The organism is Paenibacillus sp. IHB B 3415 (genome assembly GCF_000802655.2).
GTDB lineage: Bacteria > Bacillota > Bacilli > Paenibacillales > Paenibacillaceae > Paenibacillus_AQ > Paenibacillus_AQ phytohabitans.
Genome location: NZ_JUEI01000015.1, coordinates 1 through 23,654 on the forward strand (window position 1 = coordinate 1; position 23,654 = coordinate 23,654).

21 protein-coding genes are annotated in these 23,654 nt (G+C 47.9%); 13 read left to right on the forward strand and 8 right to left on the reverse strand.

Annotated features, from left to right (window positions below):
• Nucleotides 1-145: 145 nt before the first annotated feature.
• Nucleotides 146-1,246: an HD-GYP domain-containing protein gene (locus QW71_RS07745; protein WP_039295721.1), complete on the reverse strand. Its 1,101-nt coding sequence runs from the start codon at nucleotides 1,244-1,246 to the stop codon at nucleotides 146-148.
• A gap of 149 nt (nucleotides 1,247-1,395) precedes the next feature.
• Complete coding sequence (gyrA, locus tag QW71_RS07750; protein WP_039295724.1) at nucleotides 1,396-3,930, reverse strand: DNA gyrase subunit A; 2,535 nt, start codon at nucleotides 3,928-3,930, stop codon at nucleotides 1,396-1,398.
• A 343-nt stretch (nucleotides 3,931-4,273) separates the two neighbouring features.
• On the opposite strand from gyrA, the gene QW71_RS07755 reads away from it, so the two are divergent.
• Nucleotides 4,274-5,161 (forward strand): YheC/YheD family protein, encoded by an 888-nt coding sequence (locus QW71_RS07755; RefSeq protein ID WP_039295727.1) that lies wholly within the window; start codon nucleotides 4,274-4,276, stop codon nucleotides 5,159-5,161.
• Between the two features lie 86 nt (nucleotides 5,162-5,247).
• On the opposite strand, the gene gyrB is transcribed toward QW71_RS07755, so the two are convergent.
• From gyrB to dnaA, 6 genes are all read right to left on the reverse strand, one after another.
• A complete protein-coding gene (gene gyrB / locus QW71_RS07760) occupies nucleotides 5,248-7,158 on the reverse strand; it encodes a DNA topoisomerase (ATP-hydrolyzing) subunit B (RefSeq protein WP_039295729.1) in 1,911 nt (636 codons plus the stop codon).
• Between the two features lie 46 nt (nucleotides 7,159-7,204).
• Nucleotides 7,205-7,453, reverse strand: coding sequence for an extracellular matrix regulator RemB (remB, locus tag QW71_RS07765; RefSeq protein WP_039295738.1), 249 nt, complete (start codon nucleotides 7,451-7,453; stop codon nucleotides 7,205-7,207).
• A 16-nt stretch (nucleotides 7,454-7,469) separates the two neighbouring features.
• Entirely contained in the window at nucleotides 7,470-8,588 is a 1,119-nt protein-coding gene (gene recF / locus QW71_RS07770; protein WP_039295741.1) for a DNA replication/repair protein RecF, read from the reverse strand.
• A 23-nt stretch (nucleotides 8,589-8,611) separates the two neighbouring features.
• Entirely contained in the window at nucleotides 8,612-8,839 is a 228-nt protein-coding gene (gene yaaA, locus QW71_RS07775) for a S4 domain-containing protein YaaA (protein ID WP_039295744.1), read from the reverse strand.
• A 46-nt stretch (nucleotides 8,840-8,885) separates the two neighbouring features.
• Nucleotides 8,886-10,028: a DNA polymerase III subunit beta gene (gene dnaN / locus QW71_RS07780; protein WP_039295747.1), complete on the reverse strand. Its 1,143-nt coding sequence runs from the start codon at nucleotides 10,026-10,028 to the stop codon at nucleotides 8,886-8,888.
• A gap of 196 nt (nucleotides 10,029-10,224) precedes the next feature.
• A complete protein-coding gene (gene dnaA / locus QW71_RS07785; RefSeq protein ID WP_039295750.1) occupies nucleotides 10,225-11,571 on the reverse strand; it encodes a chromosomal replication initiator protein DnaA in 1,347 nt (448 codons plus the stop codon).
• 484 nt (nucleotides 11,572-12,055) lie between these two features.
• On the opposite strand from dnaA, the gene QW71_RS40390 reads away from it, so the two are divergent.
• The 12 genes from QW71_RS40390 (at nucleotide 12,056) to QW71_RS07845 (ending at nucleotide 23,647) form a co-directional block, all read left to right on the forward strand.
• Nucleotides 12,056-12,211 carry a hypothetical protein gene (locus tag QW71_RS40390; RefSeq protein WP_160311785.1) on the forward strand — a complete coding sequence of 52 codons (156 nt, stop codon included), beginning with the start codon at nucleotides 12,056-12,058 and terminating at the stop codon, nucleotides 12,209-12,211.
• A 98-nt stretch (nucleotides 12,212-12,309) separates the two neighbouring features.
• Nucleotides 12,310-12,444 (forward strand): 50S ribosomal protein L34, encoded by a 135-nt coding sequence (gene rpmH / locus QW71_RS07795; protein WP_039295761.1) that lies wholly within the window; start codon nucleotides 12,310-12,312, stop codon nucleotides 12,442-12,444.
• 502 nt (nucleotides 12,445-12,946) lie between these two features.
• On the forward strand, nucleotides 12,947-13,297 hold the full coding sequence (gene rnpA, locus QW71_RS07800) for a ribonuclease P protein component (protein WP_039295763.1): 351 nt from the start codon (nucleotides 12,947-12,949) through the stop codon (nucleotides 13,295-13,297).
• Nucleotides 13,298-13,383: 86 nt separating this feature from the next.
• Nucleotides 13,384-14,328: a YidC/Oxa1 family membrane protein insertase gene (locus QW71_RS07805; protein WP_047013682.1), complete on the forward strand. Its 945-nt coding sequence runs from the start codon at nucleotides 13,384-13,386 to the stop codon at nucleotides 14,326-14,328.
• Complete coding sequence (gene jag / locus QW71_RS07810; protein ID WP_039295766.1) at nucleotides 14,325-15,059, forward strand: RNA-binding cell elongation regulator Jag/EloR; 735 nt, start codon at nucleotides 14,325-14,327, stop codon at nucleotides 15,057-15,059. Before QW71_RS07805 ends, jag begins: the two co-directional genes overlap by 4 nt.
• A gap of 195 nt (nucleotides 15,060-15,254) precedes the next feature.
• Nucleotides 15,255-16,631, forward strand: coding sequence for a tRNA uridine-5-carboxymethylaminomethyl(34) synthesis GTPase MnmE (mnmE, locus tag QW71_RS07815; RefSeq protein ID WP_039295770.1), 1,377 nt, complete (start codon nucleotides 15,255-15,257; stop codon nucleotides 16,629-16,631).
• A 15-nt stretch (nucleotides 16,632-16,646) separates the two neighbouring features.
• Complete coding sequence (gene mnmG, locus QW71_RS07820; protein ID WP_039295773.1) at nucleotides 16,647-18,533, forward strand: tRNA uridine-5-carboxymethylaminomethyl(34) synthesis enzyme MnmG; 1,887 nt, start codon at nucleotides 16,647-16,649, stop codon at nucleotides 18,531-18,533.
• 3 nt (nucleotides 18,534-18,536) lie between these two features.
• Complete coding sequence (gene rsmG, locus QW71_RS07825) at nucleotides 18,537-19,259, forward strand: 16S rRNA (guanine(527)-N(7))-methyltransferase RsmG (protein WP_039295777.1); 723 nt, start codon at nucleotides 18,537-18,539, stop codon at nucleotides 19,257-19,259.
• A 507-nt stretch (nucleotides 19,260-19,766) separates the two neighbouring features.
• The gene (noc, locus tag QW71_RS07830) at nucleotides 19,767-20,582 is read left to right on the forward strand and encodes a nucleoid occlusion protein (protein ID WP_039295780.1); all 816 of its coding nucleotides are present in this window, start codon (nucleotides 19,767-19,769) and stop codon (nucleotides 20,580-20,582) included.
• Between the two features lie 210 nt (nucleotides 20,583-20,792).
• Nucleotides 20,793-21,554, forward strand: a complete 762-nt coding sequence (locus tag QW71_RS07835; RefSeq protein WP_039295784.1) for a ParA family protein — start codon at nucleotides 20,793-20,795, stop codon at nucleotides 21,552-21,554.
• Nucleotides 21,547-22,389, forward strand: coding sequence for a ParB/RepB/Spo0J family partition protein (locus QW71_RS07840; protein WP_039295787.1), 843 nt, complete (start codon nucleotides 21,547-21,549; stop codon nucleotides 22,387-22,389). The genes QW71_RS07835 and QW71_RS07840 overlap by 8 nt, the downstream gene beginning before the upstream one ends.
• A 94-nt stretch (nucleotides 22,390-22,483) precedes the next feature.
• Nucleotides 22,484-23,647 (forward strand): aminotransferase class V-fold PLP-dependent enzyme, encoded by a 1,164-nt coding sequence (locus QW71_RS07845; RefSeq protein WP_039295790.1) that lies wholly within the window; start codon nucleotides 22,484-22,486, stop codon nucleotides 23,645-23,647.
• The last annotated feature ends 7 nt before the right edge of the window (nucleotides 23,648-23,654 follow it).

Below are 23,654 nucleotides of genomic sequence, written 5' to 3' on the forward strand. Positions count from 1 at the left end.
CGCGGCCAGAAATAGAATATATCATGAATAGAGATTCATTGCAAGCATTATTTTATAATCAATTATAAAAGCTATGCCCCTAATAACCGCCCGGACTCGGCCAGCCACAAATGACATAGCTTCTGTTAATCATACCCGCTTACCCTTAAGCAATAATCTCCTGAATATGCAGCTCCCGTTCATTGACCAGATTCACAATCTTGCCCTCTACCTGCACCATTGGTCTTGTGGGATTAGTGCGATCCGTGAAGATGATTTCTCCGTGACGCCCGTCGCTGAGCCGTATCCGTGTGCCATTATACAGATCCGTTGTTTTTTGAATGAAGGTTTGTACAATAACCGGGTCGAGCTTCCCGAAACTCTCCTTCTGAATCTGCTCCAGTACCAGATAAGGTGACTGAGCCTTTCTGTAGGCTTTTTCAAGCGTCATGGCATGGAAGATATCGGCTACTGCAACAATCTTGGCATAGAAGTGAATCTGGGTGCCTTCCAGCTTAAGCGGATAACCGGAACCGTCGATCTTCTCATGATGCTGCAGGGCGGCTAGTCTGACGCCTTCGTTGATTGCTGTAACATTACGAAGCAGCTGGTAGCCATAAGTGGTGTGCCTGCGTACTTCTTCTATCTCCGCGCCCGTCAGGGGAGTCGGTTTGTGCAGCAAAGTCTCATCTACCTTAATGTTACCTATATCATGAAGCAAGCCGGCAAAGGCAGCTTGCATCCAATCCTTTTGCGGATATCCGCACCACTGGGCAATCTTATATGAAGTTAAGGCTGATAATACAGCGTTATGATAATTATAATCCTGGTCAAACAGAACACGCGGTGCAAACTTCAGGACATGATAATCCTTCAAATGGCTGATCAGCAGCTCCAATTGGCTCCGTAATTCAAAAATCGGAAGTACTGCTGCGGTTGCTGCACGATAGCTCTGCTTGATAAGCACCAGCATTTTCTCATATTCATCATGAAGCGGAGAATTACTTTTGGCTAGTACGGACTCATTGATCAGCGCACCTGTTTTGGCGGTCTGCTGCTTCGCTGGCGGTTTGGAGACTTCTGGGGCTTTGTCCTCTCCCTGAACTCCCTCAATTTCAACTTGTCCTATCAAAAAAGCTTGGAGAATCTCAATATCCCGCGGAAGTATGATCTTGCCTTTACCGAATAGCACTCCTCCCAAAGGAGTAATTACATCCTTAATAATCTTTGATCCCGCCTTGATCTCTCCAACGGATATGTTTGGCATAAATTCAGCCCCTTTATTTCTCTGACACCTGTAGTTCTCTAATTATAGTATGGAACCCGGCAAGCGGCTAGATAGAGGATTCCCATTATAAAATTAAAAAAAAGCATGAGCTTCTATGAATCAGAAACTCATGCTTTCTTTGCAAAGGATTATTCGAGATTATCCTCTTCATTACCGGTACCCGCTTCAGGCTCGCTGACTTCGCCTTCCACTACTGTACCTTGAATTTCTTCGCCGTCCTCTTGCTCGGACAGGTCATCTTCCTCTTTATCCGCTCTGCAGAGTGTAGCCACTGCATCATCCTCACGGATGTTAATCAGCTTAACGCCCTGTGCGTAACGGCCCATCGTAGAAATTCCATCCATGCTGGTCCGGATCAGGGTACCACTGGTCGTGATAATCATCAGGTCCTCATCAGTCTTAACAACCTTCAGCCCGACTACCGGACCGTTCTTATCGGTAAGGTTAATGGTCTTGATGCCTTTACCTCCGCGCGTCTGGGAACGATAGTCGCCGGCAGGCGTCCGTTTACCATAACCCTTGGTTGTTACGATCAGCACTTCAAGATCCTTATCTACGCAGTCCATACCAATGACATGGTCATTGTCATCCAGCGTGATCCCTTTAACCCCTGTAGCACTGCGTCCCATGGAACGAACATCGCTCTCCGAGAAAGTAATCGACATTCCGCGTGCCGTACCGATAATCAGATTCTGCTCTCCATCTGTCAGCTTCACTTCGATCAGTGAATCTTCCTCACGAAGATTGATCGCTATCAGACCACCCTTGCGGATGTTGTTGTAGTCTTCCAGAGGCGTCTTCTTCACAATTCCCTCGCGGGTAGCGAAGAACAGATATTTGTCGCTGTCCGCTTCCTCCACCTGGATTACCGCACTAATCTTCTCGCCCTGCTCAATTTGAATCAGGTTGATGATCGGCGTTCCCCGGGCGGTACGTCCGAGCTCCGGAATCTCATAAGCCTTAATCCGGTACACTTTACCCTTGTCGGTGAAGAACATCAGGTAATTGTGGGAGTTACTCACGAAGAGATGCTCCACAAAGTCCTGGTCCTTGGTGTCCATCCCGATCACCCCGCGGCCGCCGCGCTTCTGGCTGCGGTAAGTGCTGACCGGAAGACGTTTGATGTAACCGGTATGTGTAATCGTGATTACAACCTCTTCACGCGGAATCAGATCCTCATCGAGAATACTCTCTTCCCCAACCGTAATTTCCGTACGGCGGTCATCAGAGTACTTATCACGAATCTCCTGCAGCTCATTGCTGATAATCTCCAGTACGAGATGCTCGTTAGCCAGAATCTCCTTGTATTCGGTGATTTTGGCGAGCAATTCGTTATATTCATTCTCGATCTTCTCACGTTCCAGACCGGTCAGGCGCTGCATCCGCATATCGAGGATCGCTTGAGCCTGCTCCAGGCTTAGACTGAAGGTCTCCATCAAGCCTTCACGGGCAATATCTGTTGTCCGTGAAGCACGGATAAGAGCAATAACCTCATCCAGATGATCGAGGGCAACACGCAGCCCTTCCAGAATATGCGCCCGGGCTTCCGCCTTCTTCAGGTCAAACACGGTCCGGCGGCGGATAACTTCGATTTGATGCTGCAAATAATGATACAGCACATCACGCAGGTTCAGAATCTTCGGTTCATTATTGACAATAGCCAGCATGTTGATCCCGAAGGTAGACTGCATGGAGGTATGTTTGTAGAGGTTGTTGAGCACGACGCTAGGATTCACATCACGTCTCATTTCAACGACTACACGCATTCCGTTACGGTCAGATTCATCACGCAGATCCGTAATGCCTTCGATACGTTTCTCACGCACCAATTCAGCAATCTTCTCAACCAGTCTGGCTTTGTTGACCTGGTAAGGAAGCTCGTGCACAATAATCCGCGCTTTACCGTTATTCTCTTCAATCGTCGCTTTGGCACGCATAGTAACCGATCCGCGTCCTGTGCGGTAAGCCTGACGGATGCCTTCGCGGCCCAAAATATAACCGGCCGTCGGGAAATCCGGGCCCTGAATATATTCCATAAGCTCCATAGGCGTAATCTCAGGATTCTTGATCATTGCCTGTACACCATCAATGACCTCGCCCAGATTGTGCGGAGGAATATTGGTAGCCATACCGACCGCAATCCCCGAAACCCCGTTCACAAGCAGGTTAGGGTAACGCGCCGGCAATACTACAGGCTCATTCTCTTCACCGTCATAGTTGGGAGCGAAATCAACTGTTTCTTTGTTCAGATCGCGGAGCATTTCTCCCGCAATTTTGGACAGCCTCGCTTCGGTATAACGCATCGCAGCTGCCATATCTCCGTCGATAGAGCCGAAGTTTCCGTGGCCGTCTACGAGCATATAGCGCATGGAGAAATCCTGTGCCATACGTACCATTGTTTCATAAACCGCCGAGTCACCGTGAGGGTGATACTTACCGATAACCTCACCGACGATTCTCGCTGATTTCTTGTGAGGTTTATCCGAGGACATTCCAAGTTCCGACATCGCAAACAAAATGCGTCGGTGAACAGGCTTAAGTCCGTCCCGCACATCCGGCAAAGCCCGGCTTACAATGATGCTCATTGCGTAATCCATAAAGGATTCGCGCATTTCCACGCCAATGTCCCGATCCCTGATTTGCGGGTTATTTTGTTCAGCCATGAGTTGGTGGACCTCCTTCAGTTAAAAACCGCTACCCTTTATTATATTACTTTCACAAAAGCAGCACAATTAAACATGATAGCCTTTTATCTTCTATATTGATTTTCTTTTAGTACGGATAAGGATATACGCCCTTTCCGCTGGTGTCTTCAGTACATAGACTGTAAAGACAAGAAGAATGGCTCTATGACCCTGATTTCGTCCAAAAAAGCATAACCCCATATCCTTATATTATAACATTGTTTAGTTAGATTGTCCTGAAAATTCGCCACAGATGAACAAACGGATATACGTTCATCTGTGGCGAAACCGGCAACCGCACAACTACCCAAGGAGGCAGAAAATGAGGATTCAGCGCGTGTCCAGCAAGTGGGCAAAAACGAAAGTCATTCTTCAGAACCGCCTGCTCTCGGTCTTCATTCCGGAAACACGTAAATACGCCCTGGAAGATTTGAAAGAGCTGCTGGGTCTGTACGGAACGGTATATATCAAACCGGACCGCGGCACCTACGGCAGCGGAGTCATGAGAGCTGAACAGCGGGTAGTTCATTTAAGCCCAAGCGAGCAGCAGCCGGATTTCAGCCAACCGGAAACAGAACCTTTAACATGTGAAGCAGAAGCACCAGCAGAACCCAAGCTGATGTATATTCTGAGATACGCCAAGGATGCGGAAATCTTCAATACACCGGAAGAGCTTCATGCTGCCCTATTGCCACGGATTAAGGGGCGTTCTTATCTCGTTCAGCAAGGCATTGATTTGCTTCAGCATCAGGACCGGCCGTTTGACCTGCGGGTACTGACCCAGAAGAATCTTCAGGGGTCCTGGGAGACTACAGGCATGCTCGGGCGGGTGGCTGCGCCGCAAAAGGTGGTCACCAACTATCACAACGGAGGCAGCATTTTTTCGGTAGATGCCCTGTTCAAAGAACATATGACGCCTGAAGAAATGACGGCAACCATCCAGCAGCTGAAATCACTGGGAGTCAGAATCGGGTCCCAGCTGGAAACTGCCTATCCGGGCCTCAAAGAAATCGGACTGGATGTGGCGATGGATCAGCATCATGATCTATGGCTGCTTGAAGTTAATACGTTGCCTTCGATCATCGTCTTCAAAATGTTTCCGAACAAAGCCATTTACCGCCGAATCCACCGCTATGCTGTTGCCTATGGACGTTTGAAGCGCACCCGCCCGTCGCCAACCTACCGCCGCAGACGAACACTCAAGCATTAAAGTTACGCCAAAAACTCTCTGCCTGCATTAAAAAACCTCCGGTCCTCCTGTAAGGGAGGACCGGAGGTTCGTTATACAGCTTGCATTTAAATATCGAGATTTTTGACGGATTGAGCATGCTCCTGAATGAATTCACGGCGCGGCTCTACGTTATCACCCATCAGTGTATCGAAAATGCTGTCAGCCAGCATCGCATCCTCAATCGTTACCTGCAGCATCGTGCGGCTCTCAGGATCCATTGTAGTATCCCATAGCTGTGCGGCATTCATCTCACCCAGACCTTTGTAGCGCTGAACGTTTACTTTGACGTTCTCACCAAAGCCGGCAATGATCTCATCGCGTTCCTTCTCGGTCTGCGCATAGCGGATGACTTTGTTGCGTTCAATCTTGAACAGCGGCGGCTGGGCAATATAGATATATCCGGCATCGACCAGCTTCCGCATGTAGCGGTAGAAGAAGGTCAACAGCAAGGTTCTGATGTGGGCACCGTCGACATCCGCATCAGTCATAATTACAACCTTGTGGTAACGTGCCTTGGACAGATCAAAATCATCGCTGATGCTAGTTCCGAGAGCGGTAATAATCGCCCGGATTTCTGCATTGGACAAGATCCGGTCGAGCCGGGCTTTTTCTACGTTCAGAATCTTACCGCGCAGCGGCAGGATCGCCTGGAAATGACGGTCACGGCCTTGCTTGGCCGATCCGCCCGCAGAGTCACCTTCGACGATGTACAGCTCACTGATTGACGCATCCTTGGAGGAGCAGTCAGCCAGCTTGCCCGGGAGGGCACTGACTTCAAGGGCACTCTTACGGCGGGTCAGCTCACGGGCCTTGCGGGCCGCTTCACGGGCACGGGAAGCCTGCAGCGACTTCTCCAGCACCTTGCGGGAGACAGCCGGGTTCTCTTCCAGGAATTCCTGCAGCTTCTCACCGAACAGAGATTCGACGATCCCGCGGACCTCACTGTTCCCCAGCTTGGTCTTAGTCTGGCCTTCGAACTGCGGCTCAGGAATTTTGACGGAAATAATCGCCGTCAGGCCTTCACGGACATCGTCTCCGGTCAGGTTCTGGCTGCTATCCTTGATCACGCCTGCCTTGCGGGCATAGTCATTGATAATCCGCGTTAAGGCACTCTTGAAGCCGGATTCATGCGTTCCGCCCTCATGGGTATTGATATTGTTAGCGAAGGAATAGATGTTCTCTGTATAAGAATCGTTATATTGGAGAGCCACTTCAACGGCGATCATATCCCGTGAGCCTTCCACGTAGATCGGGTCCTCATGCATGGCTTCTTTTTTCTCGTTAAGATATTTCACATACTCTACAATACCACCATCATACTTAAATGTATTACTGACTCCGGTCCGTTCATCCAGCAAAGAAAGCTCAATGCCCTTGTTCAGGAAGGCAAGCTCGCGGACCCGGGTAAGCAGAGTTGCATATTCAAAAGTAGTAGTCTCGGTAAAAATCTCGGGATCCGGATGGAAGGTTGTTGTTGTCCCTGTCTCCTCGGTATCGCCGATTACCTTGATATCATATTGCGGCGCACCGCGTCTGTATTCCTGCTGGTAGACATGTCCGTCACGTTTGACCGTTACAACTACCTTCTCGGACAGTGCGTTAACTACCGAGATCCCCACACCGTGAAGACCGCCGGAAACCTTGTAACCCCCGCCGCCAAATTTACCGCCTGCATGCAGGACAGTCATAACGACTTCAAGCGTGGATTTCTTCAGCTTTACGTTCTCGCCGACAGGTATCCCCCGGCCGTTATCAATAACAGTCACACTGTTATCTTCATGAATTTTCACTTGAATCCGGTCGCAAAAACCTGCCAGCGCCTCATCGATACTATTATCGACAACCTCCCAGACCAAATGATGCAGACCTTTGGCGCTAGTGGAGCCAATGTACATGCCGGGACGTTTCCGAACCGCTTCCAGCCCTTCCAGTACCTGAATCTGGCTCTCATCATATGTCGGTTGATTCATTGACATGCCTTCACCTACTTCTTTCAGATTATCTCCTGTAACTACCGAAACATTATATTTCTAACAAGATTTTGGCTCTTTTTTTGAGAGTGGAGGAGGAGATAGGGGAGTAGTAGACAGTATTCTTGGTGACGACAATAGACTTCGCTTCCTCTTCACCAATGCGCTCCAGCTTCTTATCCTGCTGGGAATGAGTCATAAATTGCTTCGACACCTTGGAGGACTTCTCAATCGATATATCAAATATAGCAATTAACTCTGAGGATCGAATAATTTTCTCTCCGCCCAAATGAATATACATGGTCTTCCTCCGCTCTTTATAGCTCCACTGTGCCGCCGTGCACATGATACAGGCTTGCGCCTTTTAATTTATCGGCATTCAGTCCCTCCACACCGGTGGCGGTAATGAAGGTCTGTACCTTGCTTTGAAATGTTTCGATAAGCTGGGTCTGACGATAAGGATCAAGTTCGGACAAAACATCATCAAGAAGCAGCACAGGATACTCTCCGATCTCCTCATGGATCAGTTCAATTTCCGCCAGCTTGAGCGATAAAGCTGCCGTACGTTGCTGTCCCTGGGAACCGTAGACCTGAGCTTCTCTTCCGTTGATAAAAAAGGACAGGTCATCCCTATGGGGACCCGTCAGCGTCATGCCGCGCCTGATTTCCTGATCTCTTGTTTGTGATAACTTTAACATAAATTTGTCCAATAAGACAGCTTCATCTTCCTCTTCGCGCTCACCGAAAGAGGGGACATAGAGCAGTTTGAGCTCTTCTCCGCCGTTTGTAATGCCGCGATGGATGCTTTCTGCCCATATCTGCAGCTTCTTTATGAATTGTTTCCTTTTTTTGACGATTTTAACACCATGCTCTATAAGTTGCGCATCCCATATCTCCAGAAGCTCCTTGCCGGCAGCTTCTTTTCCCCATAGCTGCTTCAGCAGATTCCCTCTTTGGAGCAGCACCTTCTGGTATTGCTGCAGATGAAACAGGTAGCTGGGCTGGACCTGGCCAATCTCCATGTCAAGGAACCGGCGCCTGATGCCCGGGGTGCCTTTGACAATCTCGAGATCCTCCGGAGCAAACATCACCACATTCAGTGAACCTACGAATTCACTAAGCCGGCGCTGCTCCAGTCCGTTAATTCTGGCTTTTTTGCCTTGGGGTGACAGGGTAAGCTCCAGCTTAAGATCACCGTATTTGCGCTCCACTTCGGCCACAATCTGTGCGGAACCTGCAGGAGCATCGAAGGATATGAGTTCCTTGTCCTTGGAGGTACGGTGGCTTTTGGTCATCGCCAGGACGAACAAAGCCTCCATGAGATTTGTTTTGCCTTGGGCGTTCTGACCGAGAATGAGGTTCACATCACCCAGGCTCTCCAGACGCAGCAGCCCATAGTTGCGGTAATACTGCAGACCGATATTTTTGACAAACAAGACCCTGTGCCTCCTTGGGTGTACTACTCTTTGACTCCGCCGCCTTCAACCTCGAATACGCCGTTATCCTGTACCTCTATCTTATCACCCGGGTAGAGCTTTCTGCCACGCCGTTCTTCTTTCTCCCCGTTCACTTGTACGTGCCCTTCCTGCAGCAGCGCTTTGGCCATACCACCTGTGGATACACAATCCGCCAGCTTCAAAAACTGGTCCAGCTTGATATATCCACTGTGGATAACTATTTTTTTCATCTTTTTTGTCCTTTCCACCACTTATCCACAGGCCATGGACAGGGCATTAATTGGTTGTGCGGTAAGGCAGAATGACGTACAGGCTGCGGCTCTCGTCGAGCGGTCTGAGAATAATCGGACTCATCATGCCGGTGAAGGCAATCACGAGCTGCTCACTCTCCACAACCTTCAGCACATCGAGCATATATTTGGAGTTGAAGGAGATCCGCAAAGGCTCACCTTTGAAATCAATTACTTCAAGTTCTTCCCGGACCTTACCCAGCTCTGATGAGCTGGAAGAAATCTCTACGTCGCCATTCTCAAGAGTCTGCATCCGGACGATGTTCGTTTTTTCTTCACGGGATAGCAAATAAGCGCGGTCAATCGATTCGCTGAGTTTTTTTGTATCAAGAGTTAGTTCTGTTTTGTAGGTGGTTGGAATAATTCTAGAAGTATCCGGATAAATTCCGTCCAGGATCCGCGAATAGAACAGCACTTTGTCGATTTTGAAGAGGACCTGGTTATCCGCAACGACAATATCCACCAGCATATTCTGATCGGGAATAATTTTGCTGAGCTCGTTCAGCGTTTTGCCGGCAATAACAATATTCGCAAACTGAACATTCTCTGTACCTTCCAGATGTGCTGCTCTTGTTGCCAGACGGTGGCGGTCGGTAGCCGTGAACTTGAACTCGTTATCGGCAAGATTCCAGAGAATACCCGTCAGAATTGGTGTTGTCTCTTGGGTAGAGATGGAGAACGCGGTTTGTTTAATCATATTCTTCAGCAAATCGCCTGGCATTGAGATGGTTTCATTCTCCTCAATGCTTGGCAGAACAGGGAATTCTTCAGGGTCCAGGCCAACAATCTGAATCTCCGTAGATCCGGAAGAGATATAGGTTTGAAAGCCCTCTTTGACTTCCATGTGAATTTCTTTGGAGGGAAGCTTCTTGATGATCTCGACAAAGAACTTGGCTGGAAGCACTACGCTGCCGGGCTGTTCCACTTTTACGATCGTATGGCTGTCATTCTCGGCAGGGATGAAGGATTGGATCGAGATATCCGTGTCGCTTGCCGTCAATGTTACTCCCTGGTGGCTAACCTCAAGCTTTATTCCGGTCAAAATAGGGATGGTTGTTCTGCTCGAGATCGCCTTGGAGACATGGCCTATAGATTCGTTGAGTTCATTTTTGAGAATGCTGATTTTCATGATTTCACTCCTAGCTGAAAAATTGGGAAATGGGTGTACGTTTGACCTCTTTGAAACCTGCTCTTAGAAGATGAATTATTATAGTTATTTAATAGTATTAGTAGTAGGGGCTCCGTTTATGTGGATAAGTCGCTAAACAGCATAAAATTAAGCCTACCCACATGTGTATAGATTGTGTATAGGCTCTTTGTTCCTCTTAGGAAGGATTTTTAATTTTCTCCGCAAGATTATTTACCACTTTATAGAGCTCCTGGTCCACCTTTAATTGCTGCGTAATCTTCTCATGGGCATGGATAACTGTCGTATGATCGCGCCCTCCGAAGGCTTCACCGATCTTGGGAAGCGAATAATCCGTTAATTCACGGGAGAGATACATGGCAATCTGCCTTGGAAAAGCAACAGCCTTCGTGCGTTTCCGCGCTTTGAAATCCTCCATGCGCAAATTGTAGTATTCGCCGACTTTTTGCTGAATATCATTCATGGTGATCATCTTCGGCCGGCTGGAGGGAATGATATCCTTCAGCGCTTCAGCTGCCAGATGCGTAGTCACATCCTGATTAGTCAGTGATGAATAGGCTACAACGCGGATCAGTGCACCTTCCAGCTCGCGGATATTCGTGTCGATCTGATTAGCGATGTACATCATCGCTTCGTTCGGGATATCCAGGTTCTCCGCCTTGGCCTTCTTACGGAGAATCGCAATCCGTGTCTCCAGATCCGGAGGCTGAATATCGGTGATAAGTCCCCATTCAAACCGGGATCGCAGCCGTTCTTCCAGCGTGGGAATCTCCTTGGGAGGCCGGTCGCTTGAGATGATAATTTGCTTGCGTTCTTCATGAAGAGCATTGAACGTATGGAAAAATTCCTCCTGCGTTGACTCTTTGCCGGCCAGGAATTGAATATCGTCAATCAGCAAAATGTCAACACTGCGGTATTTGTTACGGAAGCTTTCGCCGCGGTTGTCACGGATGGAGTTGATGAATTCATTCGTAAACTTCTCGGACGAGATGTAGATAACCTTATTGTTGGGGTTATGCTCCAGCACATAGTGCCCGATGGCATGCATCAAGTGAGTCTTCCCGAGACCCACGCCTCCGTACAAAAACAAAGGATTGTAAGCTTTGGCGGGCGCTTCGGCTACAGCCAGTGAGGCTGCATGCGCAAAACGGTTGCCCGAACCGATCACGAACGTATCAAAAGTGTATTTGGGATTGAGCAAATGCGTCTGTGCTTCTTCGCGTGAAACTGCGGGAGTGGTCGCCATTTGTTGAACTATTGGCTCAGAGGGTTTGTTCTCTTCAATTACAAATTTGACGTCAACCTGTTGTCCGGTGACCTCATAAACCGTTGCTCCTACCAGTTTGGTGTAGCGACTTTCCAGCCATTCTACGGCAAAAGTTGTAGGCGCCGAGATAATAAGAGCCTGGTGGCTAAACGTTAAGGCCTTGGTAGCCTTAAACCAGGTGTCAAAGCTCGGCTTGCTTAGTTTGGTTTGAATAATCGATAAAATTTGCTGCCATAATTCGGAAGTATGGCTGTCCACAGACTGTCACTCCTTTAAATCTTCCAAATGTGGCATCAGCCATGAAGTGGAAATGTCGAAGAAAATGGGTTGTTGCTGAATCTTATCCCCAATATGCAATATCAAGAGACAAAAAAATATGGATAAATTTGATTTGTTCACAACTTTATCCACAGCTTGTTGATAATATAGAGAACAAACAAATCTATTCACATTCAAAAGTAATACCATCATAGCAAAACCCCCCTTGTTTTTCAATGAGCCACGCTATTTTATCCACAAATTCAATCACTTGTGTATAATTTTTAGGAACACCACTACATATTGTTGATAAATTGTTTACCGTTCGACAGTTTCCGTCATGGCTTCGATATTTTTATACACAGGTTGTGCTCAGTTGTGAGCAGTCGACTATTTTTTTTGATCACAGGTGGATAACTATAATGTCCTGTGGATTACTTTTTCGAATAAAAGAACTGTGGATAAGACGCAGAAGCGAAACTTCATGGGGATTAAGCAGGCTGGGGATAGCGGCGGAGCTGCTGAAGAGACCTGTGGAGAAATAAAAAAGAGGGAGGAAGGGGACAAGGTTGACTTTTGCCTTGATTATGTGTTTAAATATATAAAGGTGTTTTCTGTGAGGATATGTCTCCAAATTTAATTGATAATACTTGTAGATACTGTCCCTACTCTAAGGACGGCTTAGTCCGTTTCTGCTTATATGACAGTAATTAAGTTCCTGTAAGGGAGGTGCAATACATGAGACCGACGTTCAGACCGAATGTGAGCAAACGCAAAAAGGTGCATGGTTTCCGCAAAAGAATGAGCACGAAAAACGGCCGCAAAGTGCTGGCAGCCCGCCGCTTGAAAGGCAGAAAAGTTTTGAGTGCGTAAGTTAGGCCACTTAGGGACCACTGCGGTGGTCCTTTTTTACAAGATGAGAATTCAATGCGGTCCCCATAAAGTATTTGAGTAATCATCGAAGCAAAGCCCCACTTTGTGGGGTTATTTTACATGGGGTCCCCGCAAAAGTTACGGATCAGGCTTCACTACAGAGCCGCACTTTGCGGGGCTTTTTTTTGATATATAAGGAAGGAAGAGGATGCCGAGCATTTTTTCCTTCTATATATAGCGCAGAATTGGATGCATCTCCTCAGAGCGGGAGGACCACAGTTATTCTGCAGCTGCAACAATAAAAGTTTGGCTCTGCAGAGGATGATAGCGCTACTGCGGGGCTTTTTTTGAAAGATAAAAATGTATACGCTTTGCATCATGAAGGAGCCTCATCCTTCCGCTGAAACGGATGCCGTTTATGGCATCACCTGAATGACTATACTAATTAGAAGATGAAATTCCGGAGCTTACGCGAAATCCGGTATTTGAATAGGAGAGTCCCGTGCACAAAAGTCTACGATTACGAAACCGTGCCGACTTCAGCCGCGTATACCGCCATGGGAAGTCATTTGCGAATCATCAATATGTGGTGTACTGGTTTCCCAGAAAAGAGGTGGAGCGTTTCCGCGTAGGTATATCTGTCAGCAAGAAGGTTGGAAACGCCGTGGTACGCAACCGGATGAGGCGGCTGGTAAAGGAAATTGTCCGCCACCATGAGCCGGAAATTATCGGAGGTCTGGACATCGTGTTCATCGTAAGAAAAGGAGCGCTTTCCAAGGATTACGGCGAGCTCGAGAAAAGCGTGCTGCATGTGCTTCGCAAAGCCAAGCTGCTCAAGGCTTTGCGCAATTAAGCAGGCCAGCAGGGGCTTGTTTATTTGTATCCATAATTATGTTATGATTTACGGTGCAATGGAATGTTTATGAGAGGGGTTTTGAAGTGTCTCTAATGAAGACTAAGCGAGGAAAAATGTTTCTTCTCCTCGGGTTAATGGTTCTAATGATCGCTGTTCTGTCGGGATGCTCTCCGTCTGCGGCAACAGTGACGCACACTACGGAGGATTTGAAAAATGGAGGCTTCTGGCAAAGTAATGTCGTTTATTATTTCGCCATTGCACTGGATACTTTCGCGAAGTGGTTTAATGGCCAGTACGGATTAGCCGTACTTGTAATGGTTATCATTGTGCGTACGTTAATTTTGCCGCTTACCATGAAACAGGTTAAGAGTTCACGTGCGATGCAGGCCATCCAACCGGAACTTGAGAAGATTAAGAAAAAATATAAAGATGAGCCCGAAAAGGTACAGCAGGAAACGATGCGCCTGTTCCAGGAGAACAAGGTAAATCCGATGGCAGGCTGTCTGCCGCTGATCGTGCAGATGCCGATCTTCATCGCCCTGTACAACTCGATCTATTACAACCCGGATCTTAGATTGCATGACTTCCTGTGGCTGCAGCTCGGCAAGCCCGATCATCTGTTCATTCTGCCGCTTCTTGCCGCTGCTACAACATTCATTCAGACCCGTATGATGACCAAAATGAACCCGGTACAACAGCAGGGTCCAATGCAGTTCATGATGATGGTATACCCGGTTCTGATTTTCATCATGTCCTACAACTTCCCGTCCGCGCTTCCGCTGTACTGGTTCTATAGTAATCTGTACACCATTATTCAGAACTACTTCTTGTACCGCAACAATGATAAACATAAAGCGGCTATTGCAGCTGCCAGTGCCACCGCTACCGCTACTGCAGGTAACGGCAAAGCCAAAGAAGTGAATTTGACGAAGAGCAAGAACAGCAACAATAACGCCCACAAAGATGTTACTCCTGCTGCAAGAGGCAATAGCAGCAAAGGTAAGAAGGGGGTCAAAAAGTCAAAATGAGCAAAGTCGTCGCGACAGGGAAAACCATTGAAGAAGCTGTAGAACGGGGACTTAACCAGCTTGGAGTTCAGAAGGACCGGGTAACGGTCAACGTACTTGAACAGCCGTCAAAAGGATTCCTTGGATTGATCGGTGCGAAGGGAGCCAAGGTAGAATTGACCTTGATCTCTGAAGCCGCACCGGCATCAGCGGCGAGTGCTCCGCTACTGTCTCAGCAGTCAACAAGAGAGAGCAAACCAGAGGCGATCAGCGGCGTACCGCGCCAGGATTCCGGACAACCGGTGGAGGAAGCTTACCAACAGGCCGTTCATTTCATTGTGGATGTCGCCAAGAGCATGGGGCTCGAGGTGGAAGTTGAAATCGTTCATACCAAGGAATCAACTGTTCTGCAAATATCCGGCCCGGATCTCGGGCTGCTGATCGGCAGAAGAGGACAAACTCTCGATGCTCTGCAGTATTTGGCTAATATTGTTGCCAACCGCTATTCCGACAGCTTCATCCGCCTTGTGCTGGATGCGGAGAACTTCCGTGAACGCCGCAAGAAGACGCTTGAGGAATTGGCGGATCGGCTCGCGGGACGTGTAGTCCGGACCCGTAAAGAGGTCGTACTGGAACCCATGTCCCCGCAGGAACGCAAGATTATTCATTCCAGATTACAAGATCACCGGCAGGTAAACACGCTTAGCAAGGGTGAAGAACCGAACCGCCGCGTCGTTATAACATTGAAGTAGATCTATATGCCGCAATGACTCCTTGACCTATGCGAGGAGTCATTGTTTTTTTGAAATATAAGAATTTATATGGTTCGCGCAATATATTACCCTTATATTTCGCGCTGAAACGGATGCCGTCCTTTGAAGGACGGCTTAACCGTTTCCACTTGAAGAGACAAATAAGAAAAGATCAATGCAGAGGTGAATAACAACATGCTTAGTGACACTATTGCTGCTGTATCGACGGCTCTGGGCGAGGGCGGAATTGCCATCATCCGGGTTAGCGGACCGCAGGCTATCAGCCAGGTTGCTCCATTGTTCCAAAGCCGCATCCCCCTTACGGAAGCTGAATCCCATACTGTGCATTATGGACATATTGTAAGTCCGCTGGATGGGGAGCGGATGGAAGAAGTGCTGGTGACGGTCATGAAGGGACCGCGTTCTTTTACAACAGAAGATGTAGTGGAGATCAGTGCCCATGGCGGCGTAATCTCTGTAAGAAGAGTGATGGACCTGCTGCTGCAGCAGGATATCCGGCTGGCTGAGCCGGGGGAATTCACCAAACGTGCTTTTCTGGGCGGGCGGATTGATCTTTCCCAGGCGGAAGCTGTAATCGATCTGATTCGTTCCAAGTCAGACCGGGCATTCTCGGTTGCGCTCAAGCAGGTTAGCGGTTCATTATCCGCACGGATTCATGAGCTTCGGCACACCCTAATCGAGATGCTGGCCCATATTGAAGTTAATATTGATTATCCGGAACATGATGTGGAATCCTTAACTGCCGATTTCATCAAGGACAAGAGCCAAGAGGTTATGGAGGGCATTAATAAGCTGCTCCGAACAGCTAATGAAGGAAAGATTCTGCGCGAAGGGATCACAACAGCAATTGTGGGCCGGCCCAATGTTGGCAAGTCCTCCCTGCTTAACGCGCTTGCCCGCGACAACAAAGCGATTGTAACCGATATTCCGGGGACAACGCGTGATGTAATAGAAGAGTATGTAACGATTAATAATATCCCGCTGAAGCTGCTGGACACTGCCGGTATCCGTGAAACGATGGATGTGGTAGAGAAAATAGGGGTGGAACGTTCGAAGGCGGCTTTTAGCGATGCGGACCTGATTCTGCTGGTGCTGAATGCCAATGATGAGCTGCATGAGGATGAACTGGCACTTATGGAACAAATCCACGGTAGACAAGCCTTGGTCATCATGAATAAAATGGACTTACCGTCCCGTCTGGACACGGATAAGCTGCGCTCCTTTTTCGACGAATCGAGCATTGTACCGATGTCGGTTCTGGAAGAGGAAGGACTTGATAAACTGGAAGAGGCGATCTCGGCACTCTTTTTCGGCGGCAAGCTGGAGTCGGGTGACTTGACTTACGTAAGTAATGTAAGACATATTGCCCTGCTGAAGAAGGCGCATAAATCACTTCAGGATGCCTACGAAGCTGCGGAGATGCTTATTCCTATAGATATGATACAGATTGATGTGCGTCTGGCCTGGGAGCAGCTTGGTGAGATCGTTGGTGATACGGCTGCGGATTCTCTGCTGGATCAGATTTTCTCGCAGTTCTGCTTAGGTAAATAAAAGGAGGGAATAGTTATGAATTATGATGGAGGCAGCTATGATGTTGTCGTCATTGGCGCCGGACATGCCGGCTGTGAAGCAGCTCTGGCTGCTGCACGGATGGGCTGCCGCACACTGATGATCACGATTAACCTGGATATGGTGGCCTTCATGCCATGTAATCCATCCATTGGCGGACCCGCCAAGGGCCATGTAGTGCGTGAAATTGATGCGCTGGGCGGGGAAATGGGCCGCAATATAGATAAGACTTTCATTCAGCTGCGGATGCTTAATACCGGGAAAGGACCTGCTGTCCATGCACTTCGTGCACAGGCGGACAAGTTCCTCTATCAGCATGCGATGAAGGAAACGATGGAAAAGACGCCTAACCTGACCCTGCGCCAGGGTATGGTGGAAGAACTGGTTGTTGAGGACGGCCGCTGCGCCGGGGTAATTACGAAGACCGGAACCGTATATCACAGCAAAACTGTTATTCTGACGACAGGAACCTATCTGCGCGGCAAAGTGATTATGGGTGAACTGACTTATGAGAGCGGACCAAACAATCAGCAGCCGTCCGTACGGTTGTCGGAGAATTTGCGTGAGCTTGGGTTTGATCTTGTCCGCTTTAAGACAGGAACACCGCCGCGTGTGCATAAGGATACGATTGATTTCTCCAAGACAGAAATTCAGCCGGGCGACGATAAGCCGAAATTCTTCTCTTTTGAAACCAAGTCATCAGATAATGAACAGCTGCCTTGCTGGCTGACTTACACTTCACCGGTCACACATCAGATTATTAATGACAACCTGCACCGGGCACCAATGTTTACCGGAATTATTGAAGGAACAGGTCCTCGCTATTGTCCATCGATCGAAGATAAGGTCGTGCGGTTCAGCGATAAATCACAGCATCAAATCTTCCTTGAGCCTGAAGGTAAAAACACATCGGAATACTATGTACAAGGTCTGTCTACAAGCCTCCCTGAGGATGTACAACTGGCAGTGCTGCGTTCCATTCCCGGCATGGAAAAGGTTGAAATGATGCGTAACGGTTATGCCATTGAATATGATGCGATGGTTCCAACACAGCTCTGGCCTTCCCTTGAAACCAAACGGTTGCCGGGACTGTTCACAGCCGGACAAATCAACGGTACCTCCGGTTATGAGGAAGCTGCAGGGCAGGGTGTAATTGCAGGCATTAACGCAGCGCGTAAAGTACAGGAGAAGGAGCCGGTGGTGCTTGACCGGTCCCAAGGTTATATCGGTGTGCTGATTGATGATCTGGTCACCAAGGGAACCAATGAACCTTATCGTCTGCTGACTTCGCGTGCGGAATACCGGCTGCTGCTCCGTCATGATAATGCGGATCTGCGCCTGACTCCAATCGGTTATGAGATCGGACTTATTCCAGAGCAACGTTATGAGGCATTCCTTGATAAAAAAGGACGGGTGGACCGTGAAATCATCCGCCTGCAGGAAACGAAGGTTAAACCTGTTCAAGTAAATGAAGCTCTTGCCGGATATGACTCTGCACCGATTGTTGACGGAAGCAATCTGCTGACCTTAATGCGCCGTCCGGAGCTTACCTACAGCTTCGTAGATATGATATCGCCTGCCCCAGAAGAACTGGACGAAGAGATGAAGGAGCAGGTTGAGATTCAGATAAAGTATGCCGGATATATTGAGAAACAGCTCCAGCATGTTGAGAAGCTGCAGAAGATGGAGAAGAAGAAGATTCCTGAAGATATCAACTACAATGAGATTCATGGACTTGCGATGGAAGCCCGGCAAAAGCTGACCAAAATCGCACCCATCTCCATTGGCCAGGCTTCACGCATCGGAGGAGTAACACCGGCGGATATCTCGATTTTGCTGGTACATTTGGAGCATTATAACCGTGTGACAGCGGCGAAAGGATAATCTATGGATAATACGGCAGCCCAGTTCACCGCTCTGCTCAAGGAGCGCGGACTACAGCTCTCAACGAAGCAATTAGAACAATTCGAACTATACTTCCAGGAATTGATTTCCTGGAATGAGAAGATGAACCTTACTGGTATTACGGAAAGAAGTCAGGTGTATACGAAGCATTTCTACGACTCCCTATCTCTGGCTTTCTATCTGAATATGGATGAAACCAAGAGTCTTGCTGATATCGGATCGGGTGCAGGGTTTCCTGGAATTCCACTGAAGATTTGTTTCCCGCATCTGAAGCTGACGATTGTAGACTCACTCAGCAAACGGATCTCTTTTCTGCAGCATGTATGTGACACCCTGGGCCTGACGGGCGTACAACTGATCCACGGACGTGCCGAGGATGTCGCAAGACAGTTTGTCCACCGTGATGCTTATGATGTGGTGACTGCCCGTGCAGTTGCCCGCCTATCTCTTTTGAATGAATTTTGTCTTCCGTTCACACGTAAGGATGGAATCTTCGCCGCAATGAAGGGAAGCGACCCGGCTGAGGAATTGGCAGAAGCCAGACACAGCTTCAAGGAACTTCGCGCTGAGTTGCAGAAGGTGGAATCCTTCAGCTTGCCTGTTGAAGAATCCGCCCGGCATATTATTCTCGTACGTAAGACTGGGGCAACACCAGCGAAGTATCCGCGTAAGCCAGGCGTGCCTGCGAAGTCGCCCCTTGTATAATTGTTTCACGTGAAACAATCAAAATCATATTTACGAAACCAGATCAAGCTCATGCAGAATGGGCTTGATCTTTTTTAATGAGATTTGCGGTATAAGTCCCAGCATCAACGGCATTTTCACCAGTGTCATAACATATTACCTCAATACTGGCCCATATTGAGTTTATTTGTGAATAAGGGGACCCGGGGGGACCTTTAGGCAGGAAAAATAGGTCTATATGGAGAATAGGATTATGAGCAGAAAAGTGATAGAATACTATAGTAAGACTTTTTATAGAGAAGACTCTTCAGCTACTCTGTTACTACCCTGGTTGCAGAGAACTGCAGGTCAGAAATATGGCCAGGCTGTTCTTGAATTAAAGAGCTGATCAGCGATCTGATTCATTCTTTAATTGTAGGGAAAGCGACTATGAATAGGATAGATGCTTTTCTCACGCTGTACGATAGGCTTTTCGGAAGAAAGGTTAGAAGGATCGTACTATAACGAAATTAGGTGGTTATGAACGGAATGAAAGAACAATTCACCAAGCTTTTTGGATTTACCGAGCGGAGCAGCGGAGAAGAGATCAAACAAATCCCGGTTCATGAGGTCATCAGCAGTCCATATCAACCACGGACGATTTTTGATGATGACAAGATAGATGAGCTATGCCAGACTATCAAAACTCATGGAGTTATCCAGCCGATCGTTGTGCGTATGCGTGATTCCCAGTATGAAATCATTGCCGGTGAAAGACGCTGGCGGGCGGTCAAAAAGCTGGGCATGGAGACTATTCCAGCTCTTGTACGCGAATTCAATGATTCACAAGCAGCTTCAATTGCACTGATAGAGAATTTGCAGCGTGAGGGTCTTACTTCTATCGAAGAGGCAATCGCCTATCAGAAGCTGATTGATCTGCATCAATTGACGCAAGAGAGTCTGGCCCAAAGGCTTGGTAAAAGCCAGTCAACGATTGCCAACAAAATCCGCTTGCTGAATTTACCGGAGGCAGTCAAAGTTGCACTAATGGAAAGAAAGATCACTGAGCGTCATGCGCGTTCGCTTTTGTCTCTGGACAGTGAAGAGATGCAGATGAAGGTGCTGGCTGAGATTATCTCCAAAGAGCTCAATGTGAAGCAAACAGAAGCACGTATTGCATTTTATAAAGCCGTTACACAGACTAAAAAATCAAAACGGGTATCCTATACAAAAGATGTTCGTCTCGCCCTTAATACAATTCGCCAATCCATAGACATGGTGTCCGGTTCGGGGATGGAAATCAAGACCTCTGAGAATGACCGTGGCGATCATTATGAGATTGTTATTCAAATCCCAAAAAGATAAATGGTTTCAAAAGCTGAAGGCGGCCCTGAGGTGATTGGCCGCCTTTTCTATGACTAGCTCCAGACGTTATCACACATACACTTTATGGATAAGTTAATATATATTTGTCTACACTTCCCGCACATGTGATGCCGTAGTATACAAATCATTATGCCAATACAACTCATGACCTTACAAGATGATTCTTTCTAACAATTCGAGGTGAAATAAGTGTCCAAGATTATTGCCATAGCAAATCAAAAAGGCGGGGTCGGTAAAACAACAACCTCTGTAAACCTGGGTGCCGGCATGGCTACTTTAGGGAAAAGAGTTCTGCTTGTTGATATTGATCCGCAAGGCAACACTACGAGCGGCGTTGGCGTCAACAAAGCGGATGTAGCAAATTGCATTTATGATATTCTTATTAATGAAGTAAACCCGCAGGAAACGATATTGGAGACCCAAATCGAAGGCCTTCATATCATACCGGCGACTATTCAATTAGCGGGTGCAGAAATTGAATTGGTCTCTACCATATCCAGAGAACTAAAGCTGAAGAAGGCTCTAAATGCGGTCAAGGCGAATTATGATTACATCATCATCGATTGTCCTCCGTCATTGGGTATTCTTACCATTAATTCTCTGACGGCAGCGGATTCAGTCATTATTCCGATTCAATGTGAATACTACGCGCTTGAAGGGCTAAGCCAACTGCTTAACACTGTAAGACTGGTACAGAAGAATCTTAACCCTCACCTTAAGATAGAGGGGGTACTGCTCACTATGCTTGATGCCCGGACCAATCTGGGGATTCAGGTGATTGAAGAAGTGAAAAAGTACTTCCAGGAGAAGGTATATAGAACCATTATTCCGCGTAATGTCCGTCTGAGTGAAGCTCCTTCACACGGACAATCCATTATTACTTATGATTCCCGTTCCAAAGGAGCGGAAGTGTATTTAGAGTTGGCAAAGGAAGTGATTTCTTATGAGTAAGCGCCTAGGCAAAGGCTTGGATGCTTTGATACCTTCTTTATCCATTAACGAGGATGACAAGGTTGTAGAAATACCCTTGTCTCAGTTAAGAGCCAATCCGTATCAGCCGCGTAAAGATTTCAACGAAGAGGCTATTCAGGAGCTGGCTGAATCTATCAGACAGCACGGGGTCATTCAGCCAATCATTGTCCGCAGTGTATTGAAGGGGTATGAGATCATTGCCGGTGAACGCCGGTTCCGTGCATCCCAATATTGCGGCAAAGCAACGATCCCTGCGGTGGTCCGCAGCTTGAGCGATCAGCAGGTTATGGAGATTGCCCTGATCGAAAACCTGCAGCGTGAGAATCTAAATGCAATGGAAATTGCGGTTGCATATCAAGGGCTAATGGATCAATTCGCTCTTACCCAAGAAGAGCTATCACTCAAGGTGGGGAAGTCCAGATCCCATATAGCTAACTTCCTGCGGCTGCTTAGTCTGCCGGAGGAAGTGAAGGATTATGTTTCACGTGGAACAATTTCTATGGGCCATGCCCGGGCAATTGTAGCGCTAAAAGATCCGGAGACGATAAAGCAATTAGCCGGGCAGTGTGTGGAACAGCAGTGGAGTGTAAGAGAATTGGAAGAGGTAGTGAAAAATCTCGACCGCAAACCTACTAATGGAATCAAAGCTAAGGTGGTCAAACGCGATCCTTATATTGATAACGTTGAGGAAGTATTGCGGGAACGGTTCAAAACAACCGTTAAGATTAAGCAAGGTAAGGAAAAAGGAAAAATAGAATTAAATTATTACAGTGCCCAAGACCTGGAAAGACTGCTGGAGTTGCTCGGGAACTGATTTGGATATTTGTGCCGAAAACATATCCTGAGATATCCCTAAAACGGATATGGAGGGATATGTTTTTTAAACGGAAAATAGTGAGGGTGAAGAGATGGAGAGACTGGTTTATCTGGATCATGCAGCAACCTCGTGGCCTAAGCCGCCTGCTGTGGCTGCTGCAATGATGGATGCTCTGGAACATTCAGGGGCAAATGCCGGACGTGGTAACCACTCGCTGGCGATAGGTACAGGGCGCGTGCTGGTGCGGGCACGGGCTTTGCTGGCTCAACTGTTCGCTGTCTCCAATGCTCAGAATATTGCCTTTACCCATAACACAACCATGGGGCTAAATATGGCTATTAAGGGTACACTTCAACCAGGGGATCATGTGATTTCAACGATGACAGAACATAACTCTGTACGCAGACCCTTAGAGTATTTGCGCCGGACAATAGGTATTGAAGTAGATTATTTACAGGTGGATGGTGCGGGGCAGGTTGATCTGCTAGAACTTCAAAAATCATTCCGCCACAATACCAGAATGGTGGTTTGTAATCACAGTTCCAATCTGCTCGGGAGCATACTTCCTCTTGGGATTATCGGCGATATGGCCAAATCACACGGAGCTGTGTTTCTGGTGGATGCTGCTCAGAGTGCGGGCTCACTGGATATAAATGTGCCGGAAATGAATATCGATCTGCTGGCTTTTCCGGGGCATAAAGGGTTGTTAGGACCTCAAGGGACCGGTGGGCTGTATATATCGCCACACTTAGATCTGGAGCCTCTGATGCACGGCGGAACAGGCAGCCAGTCGGAAAATAGTGATCAGCCCATGGTGCGGCCTGACCGCTATGAAGCGGGCACTCAGAACGCTGTTGGTGTAGCCGGGCTGCTGGCGGGTGTGAAGGAAATACTGGCCATGGGAACGGAACGGATTCATATGCAGGAATGGGAGCTGACACAGAGGCTGATGGAAGGCTTGGCCTTCATTCCGGGGATTCGGATTCTCGGCCCTGGCCTGGGCATTCAGCGCAGCGGAATTGTCGCGTTTGTAGTGGAGGGACAAGAGTCAGCGCATATTGCCCATCGCCTGGACCGTGAATATAACATTGCAGTGCGTGCAGGCATGCATTGTACGCCGCTCGCTCATAAAGCCGCAGACACTTTGGAGAGTGGAGCGGTGAGGGCGAGTGTTGGTGTAAGCTCGACAGAAGAGGATGTTAACAGATTGCTGGATGCCATGGCCGAAATGTACGGTGCCTCACGAACAAGATAACAAGTGG